This is a genomic window from Roseateles sp. P5_E11 (assembly GCF_054049355.1).
Map to the genome: position 1 here is coordinate 1 of NZ_JBFUMO010000297.1, position 7,038 is coordinate 7,038.

Consider the following 7,038-nt stretch of genomic DNA (forward strand, 5'->3'; position numbering starts at 1 on the left):
GTCATGTCGTCCAGCCGGGCCTATGCCGTGCCGGCGATCGTGAGCGTCAACCACCCGATCACCGCGAATCGATTCACCCTTCGGTCGGCGGTGGGGATCTCGGTGAGCGACATCGTGATCGCCGTGCCCGCCGGCTACTCCGCCACCAACTGGTGCGGCGCCTACCAGGTGACGCAGATCGCCAACAGCAACCAGGTCGTGCATGGCGCGTCGCCCTGGAACAGCGGCGCGCAGGTGGCGCCGGCTGCGGGCTATCTTGCGGGCGATCGGCTGATCAACGCGGGTCAGCTGGTGCTGCGCACCTTCGCGGTGGATGCCAACTACAACCTGCAACAGCAGACCCTGGACCTGGCCTCGGGCGGGATGCAGTCGCAGGAGCTGTTCCCGCAGATCGTTTACCTGCGCGCCCTGTATGGCAAGGACACCAATGCCGACCGCGTCGTGGATACCTACGACAACGTGACGCCCACCACCAACGCAGGTTGGCGGCAAGTGCAGGCAGTAAGGATTGCCATCGTCGCGCGCAGCGGCAGCTACCAGAAGGACGAAGTGACCGTGGCCGCGCCGAAGTGGGACGTCGGCAAGGCAACCACCGTCACCGGTGCTACCACTTGCGGCAGCAGCAATTGCCTGGACCTGGTGGTCAGCGGCGTGCCGGACTGGAAGCACTACCGCTACTCGGTATTCGAGGTGACGGCACCCCTGCGCAACGTGATCTGGGGAATATGAAATGACGGACTGCCACGCAACCAGGACAACGGCGACCCGCCGGCAGCGCGGGGTCTCGCTGATATTTGCACTGATCGCCCTCGTGGTCATCTCTTTGGCCGCGGTGGCGCTGGTGCGGTCGGTGGACACCAGCTCGCTGGTCATTGGCAACCTCGGGTTCAAGCAAGATGCAACGTCGGCGGCCAGCCAGGCCGCTGAGTCGGCCGTGGCCTACCTGAACGCCAATGCCGGCACGAACCTGCACAACGACCGGGCCGCCGCCGGCTACTACGCCAGCAGCCGCGACTCGCTGGACATGACCGGCCAGGGTTCCACCAGCAACGCGCGGGTGGTGGTGGACTGGACCGGCAGCGGCACCGCCAACTGCTCGCTCTACGCGGCGGGCAGCTTCAACAACTGCGTGAGCCCGTCCGCCGAGATCAGCCTCAATGGTGGCGCGAACACGGCGCGCTACATCATCACGCGGCTGTGCGCGGCTGAAGGCGCACCGTCGGCAGTCGACTGCGCGGTGCCGACCGGCTCGTCGCTCACCGGCGGCGGCAACAAGGGTGTGCAGAGCTACAAGGACGGCAAGGCGCAGACCGTCGTCACGAATTCCCAGTTCTACCGCATCGTCGTGCGCGCCACCAGTGCGCGCGGCACCGTCTCGTTTACCGAAACCATCGTCCAGCTGTAAGCCGCGCAGGAGATCCAGCATGAATACGACCTCTTCTCTCCCTGGGCTGCGGTGGATGGTCGGGGGGCTGTCCATGCTCCTGGCCGCACTGACGGCCAGTGCAGGATCCGCCGACCTGGCCGACCGACCGCTGGCCAGCACGACCAATGGCACGCTGGTGCGCTCCAACCTGATGTTCGTGCTTGATGACTCGGGCTCCATGAGCGACAACTACCTGCCCGACGACGCGCCCACCGGCGACGTGTGCTTCGGTTGGGTCGGCGCCAACAAGATCTTCTACGACCCCAACCGCAACTATCCGGCGCCCTTGAAATCCGATGGCACGTCGATGGCGGACGCCACTTTCACGGCTGCCTGGAACGACGGCTACAAGAGCGGCTCGAGCACCGTCGACCTGAGCAACGACAACCCGGAAACGCCCAACGTCGTCGGGGCGACTGTCGGCACGCCCACCCAGTCGGTCTCATCCGCGGTGTGCGGCGCCAAGAACGATCCCGCCTGTGCGGTACCTGGCAGCACCTCCACGTCGACCTACGACAGCGGCACCATCAGGACGACCACCGTCGTGACCTCGTATACGCGTATCAACGCACCTGGCAAGACCTGCAAAAACAACGTAGCCAACAGTTGCTCCCTCCAAAAAACCGTCACCACGACCAAGACCGAGGGTGACTATGGGCCCTTCCTCTGGGCGACGCCCAAGACCGGGAACACGGGCAGCAGCTGCGCAGGCCCCGATTTCGACGTCGTGCGCTCCCAGAACGCGACCGCCGCGCAGAAGCAGAACTATGCCAACTGGTTCTCCTACTACCGCACCCGCATGCTGGCCATGCGGGCCGGTGCCGGCATGGCCTTCGCCAAGATCGACGCCACTCGATTCCGCGTTGGCTTCTCCAAGATCAGCGAGTACGCCAATACCGGTGCCGACGGCACGGGCTTCCTGAACATCCGTGACTTCGACAGCGGTACGCAGAAGACCGACTTCTTCAGCCGCCTGTACGGCACGTCGGGCAACAGCGCCACGCCGCTGCGGCCGGCATTGGCGCGGGCGGGGCGCTATTTCGCCAACAAGCTGAGCGGGCAGAGCGACCCGATGCAGTACGCCTGCCAGCGCAACTACACCATCCTCTCGACGGACGGCTACTGGAACGAGGGCAGCATCACGCACAAGGATCTGGCCGGCACCGTGGGTGTCGGCAACACCGATGCGGGCGCGTCGGTGGCGCGGCCGATGCGCGATGAGGGCAACGGCGGCGCCGGCTACGCCGACACGCTGGCCGACGTGGCCCAGTACTACTACGTCAACGACCTGCGCACCTCGGCGCTGGGCAACTGCACGGGCTCGGTCGCCAACCAGGACGTCTGCGCGAACATCGTGCCGGTCGACACCAAGGACAACAACCCGGCCCAGCACATGACCACGTTCGCGATGGGCCTGGGCCTGAGCGGGACGTTGACCTACGACAAGAACTACGAAACCCAGAGGAGCGGCGACTTCTTCGACATCAAGCAGGGCAACAAGGTCTGGCCCGAGYCGAAGTCCAACACGCTGACGGCCGTCGATGATCTCTGGCATGCCGCCGTCAACGGGCGCGGCACCTACTACAGCGCCAACAACGCGTCCGAGATGGCCGCCAGCCTCGTGRATGCGCTGACCCGCATCGACGCTGCCACCGGCAGCTCCGCCGCGGCGGCCACCAGCTCACTGACACCGTCCGCCGGCGATGACTGGTTGTTCATCCCCCTCTACACCACCAAGACCTGGGACGGCACCGTCAATGCGTTCAAGATCGACACCGGTACGGGCGCCGTGCTGAACCCCAGCGCGCCGATCTGGTCGGCCGCCGATCGCATCAAGACCCAGGCTTCGCGCACCATCCTGTTCAACAACGGCAGCAACAGCCTCGTCGACTTCACCGAGACCAACCTGAGCACCGCCGGCAAGGCGAGCAACTTCCAGAACCTGTGCACCACCGGGGCGGAGAAGCTGAGCCAGTGCACGACGATGGATGCGGGCGCCAAGCCCAAGGCCACGGCCGCCAATCTCATCAGCTATTTGAGCGGCAGTACCACCTACGAACAGTCCGCCAGCGCCGATGCCGACAAGGTGTTCCGCACCCGCACCGGGCCCTTGGGCGACATCGTCAACGGCGCGCCGGTCTACGTGAAGCAGTCTCCCTTGAACCTGAGCGACGCTGGCTATAGCGCGTTCGCCGCAGCCAAGCGGCCTGGTGTGCTCTATGTCGGTGCCAACGACGGCATGCTGCACGCCATCAAAGTCGTGGACAAGGACAACGTGGCAGACAGCACGAGCGGTACCGAGCTGTGGGCCTACGTRCCGTCCATGGTCATGTCCAACATGTACCTGCTGGCCGATGCCGCCTATGAATCCAAGCACCGCTTCTTCGTCGACGGCGCGCCGGTGGTGGGCGATGTGTACGACGGCACGAAATGGCGCACCATCCTGGTGGGCGGCCTGGGCAAGGGGGGGAAGGGCTACTACGCCCTTGACATCACCGACCCCACCGCTCCCAAGGCCCTGTGGGAATTTTCCACCGACGCCGACCTGGGCTACAGCTACGGCAACCCCATCATCACCAAGAACAAGGCCGGCGGCTGGGTCGTGATGTTCACCTCCGGCTACAACAACACGGGCCTGGGCTATCTGTATGTGGTGGACGCCGTGACGGGCGCAACCAACAGCAAGATTGCGACCACGGCGGGCAGCGCCGGCACGCCCAGCAATCTGGGCAAGATCAACGCCTGGGTGGATGACGACAAGGTCGGCGTCGCATCGCGGGTCTACGGTGCCGACATGCTCGGTAATGTCTGGCGCTTCGACTTCGACGACAACTACGGCACGGCCGGCAAGGAAAGCATGCTGCTGGGCCAGACGGGCAGCAACCAGCCCGTCACGACCAAGCCGGTGCTGAGCGAGATCATCGATGGCAACTACAAATATCCGATCGTGTCGGTTGCCACGGGGCGCTACCTGGGCACGACGGACGTCGGCGACACCTCGCTGCAGTCCATCTACAGCTTCAAGGACGACCTGGCGGTGTCTGGCCTGGGCGCCCTGCGCAGCAATGCCAACATGGTTCAGCAGACGCTGAAAGCCGACCGCAGCGGCCTGGTGAGCGGTGCGACCATCAACTGGGCCACGCAAAAGGGCTGGTACGTCGATCTCAGCCTCAGCGCCGGCGAGCGGGTCAACGTCGACTTCGACCAGCAGCTCAACCAGCTCATCGTCGCCACCAACATCCCACAGCCGACCGTCTGCTCGCCCGGCGGCACTTCCTGGCTCTACTACCTGGACGTCGGTTCCGGCAAGCCGCTGCTGACCTATTCCAGCACGACGCTGGTGGCAGGTATCACATCCATCGTCAGCTCCACCGGCAAGCTGCTGACCCTGGTGCAGCAGGTCGACGGCAAGAACGTCCCCCGCACAGGTGCTGACCCGATCAACCTGCCGCCAGGCACCCTGCGGCGCACCTCATGGCGCGAGCTGATGAACTGAGAGGCGCAGGCGCCAGCGGCTCGGTACGGGCGCCGTGGTGGTGCCTGGCCGGGGCGGCGCTGGCACACCTCGCGCTGCTCGCCTCCGGGGCGCAGGCGCTGAGCGACTGGAAGCGGGACCAGCTGCTGCCCAAGCCTACCGACGCGCCGGCGGCGCTGAAGGTGCGGTACGTGGCCGCGCCTGCCGTCACGCCGATTGCGGCGGCCGCCGAGCAACCGTCGCCTGCGGCCGCCATCTTTGGCCCGGCGACGGTGCCGTCGCCCCTTCCGCCTGAGATTTCCCGTGAGCCCTCGCCGCAACCCGCGGTGTCTGTCGTTGAGCCGGCCGTCTATGTGCCGCGGGCGCTGCTCAGCGTCGGGCCCGTGGCGCGCACGCCCGTGCTGCTGCAATGGCCTCTCAACTGGCCGGTGCGGCGGTCCTACAACGCCATCCTCAAGCTCTACCTGGACGAGCAGGGGCGGGTCGAGCGCGTCGAGCCCGACGGCGACGCCGTGCTGCCCGAGCCGCTGTTCGAGACGGCGCGGCAGGCTTTCATGGCAACCGATTTCAGCCCCGGTCAGCTGAATGGCCAGGCGGTCAAGTCCTGGATGCGCATCGAGGTGAACTTCGAGTCGGAGAAAGTCGCCGCTCCGCCTTGAAGGCCGGGCGTGCGGGAAGGCTTGGTGTTTCCCCTATCATGGCGCCCTTTCTCCCGCCCCCGGCTTGCAGCCTGCCTGCGTGAATCTCTTGGCAACCGCACCTCTGATTGAACTGCGCAACGTCAGCGTCGGCTACGGCGACCGCGTGGTGCTGGACGGCGTCAACCTGAAGCTGGAGCGCGGCAAGGTGCTGGCGCTGATCGGCACTTCGGGTGGCGGCAAGACCACCGTGCTGCGCCTGCTTGGCCGCCAGCTCAGGCCCATGAGCGGCCAGGTGCTGTTCGACGGCCAGGACCTGGCGCCGCTGGACCTGGACGGCTTGTACGCCGTGCGCCGGCGCATGGGCATGCTGTTCCAGTTCGGCGCGCTGTTCACCGACCTCAGCGTCTTCGAGAACGTGGCCTTCCCGCTGCGCGAGCACACCGACCTGCCCGAGGCCATGATCCGCGACCTGGTGCTGATGAAACTCAATGCCGTCGGCCTGCGCGGTGCGCGTGACCTGCTGCCCAGCGAAGTCTCCGGCGGCATGGCCCGGCGCGTGGCCCTGGCCCGTGCGATCGCGCTGGACCCGGACCTGGTGCTGTACGACGAGCCCTTCGCCGGCCTGGACCCGATCTCGCTGGGCGTGGCTGCCCGGTTGATCCGCGATCTGAACGACGCCCTCGGCCTGACCAGCATCATCGTCTCGCACGACCTGCACGAGACCTTCGAGATCGCCGACGAGGTGGCGATGGTGGCCAATGGCCGCATCGTCGCCCAGGGCACGCCGGACGAGCTGCGCCACAGCGATGACCCGCTGGTGCGGCAGTTCGTGGGTGCCGAGCCTGACGGGCCGGTGCGCTTTCACCAGCCTGCCGTGCCGGTGGCCGAGGATTTCGGGGTGGCGTCATGATGGCGCTGGCCGCCAACCTGGGCTTGAGCGTGCGCATGCTGCTCGCCGATTTGGGCGCCGCCGCGCGGCTGTTCGGCGCGCTGCTCGCCTGTTCGCCCCGGGCGCTGATGCGTTTCGTGCTCGTGCGCGAGCAGCTCTTCTATCTGGGCAATCGCTCGCTGCTCATCATCGGCGTGTCGGGCCTGTTCGTTGGCTCCGTGCTGGCCCTGCAGGGCGACTACGCGCTGCAGCGCTACGGCTCCCGGGAAGCGGTGGGCCTACTGACTGCGCTGAGCCTGGTGCGCGAGCTCGGGCCGGTGGTCACGGCGCTGCTGTTCGCGGGCCGCGCCGGGACGTCGCTGACCGCCGAGATCGGCCTGATGAAGGCCGGCGAGCAGCTCACCGCGATGGAGATGATGGCCGTGGACCCGGTGCAGCGTGTGCTGGCGCCGCGCTTCTGGGGTGGGCTGATCGCGATGCCCTTGCTGGCCGCGGTCTTCTCGGCGGTTGGCATCATGGGCGGCTGGCTGGTTGACGTGCCGCTGCTGGGCATCGACCCCGGTGCCTTCTGGTCGCAAATGCAAGGCGGCGTGGATGTGTTCAAGGA

6 protein-coding genes are annotated in these 7,038 nt (G+C 66.6%); all 6 read left to right on the plus strand.

Annotated elements, in window-relative coordinates; translation table 11 throughout:
* A partial coding sequence (locus tag ACXJKR_RS19755) for a PilW family protein (RefSeq protein WP_457324262.1) occupies nucleotides 1-729 on the plus strand: 729 nt, incomplete at its 5' end.
* Nucleotides 730-811: 82 nt separating this feature from the next.
* The gene (locus ACXJKR_RS19760; RefSeq protein WP_457324263.1) at nucleotides 812-1,405 is read left to right on the plus strand and encodes a hypothetical protein; all 594 of its coding nucleotides are present in this window, start codon (nucleotides 812-814) and stop codon (nucleotides 1,403-1,405) included.
* 19 nt (nucleotides 1,406-1,424) lie between these two features.
* Entirely contained in the window at nucleotides 1,425-4,922 is a 3,498-nt protein-coding gene (locus ACXJKR_RS19765) for a pilus assembly protein (RefSeq protein ID WP_457324264.1), read from the plus strand.
* Complete coding sequence (locus ACXJKR_RS19770) at nucleotides 4,901-5,560, plus strand: hypothetical protein (RefSeq protein ID WP_457324265.1); 660 nt, start codon at nucleotides 4,901-4,903, stop codon at nucleotides 5,558-5,560. Before ACXJKR_RS19765 ends, ACXJKR_RS19770 begins: the two co-directional genes overlap by 22 nt.
* 88 nt (nucleotides 5,561-5,648) lie before the next feature.
* Nucleotides 5,649-6,452, plus strand: a complete 804-nt coding sequence (locus ACXJKR_RS19775; protein WP_457324266.1) for an ABC transporter ATP-binding protein — start codon at nucleotides 5,649-5,651, stop codon at nucleotides 6,450-6,452.
* Nucleotides 6,449-7,038: ABC transporter permease (locus ACXJKR_RS19780; RefSeq protein ID WP_457324267.1), on the plus strand; the 590-nt coding region annotated here is incomplete at its 3' end. The genes ACXJKR_RS19775 and ACXJKR_RS19780, both read left to right, overlap by 4 nt.

Excerpts from the sequence above, each read along its gene's own strand:
- ACXJKR_RS19770 (WP_457324265.1), top strand. The coding sequence starts at position 4,901 with ATGGCGCGAGCTGATGAACTGAGAGGCGCAGGCGCCAGCGGCTCGGTA.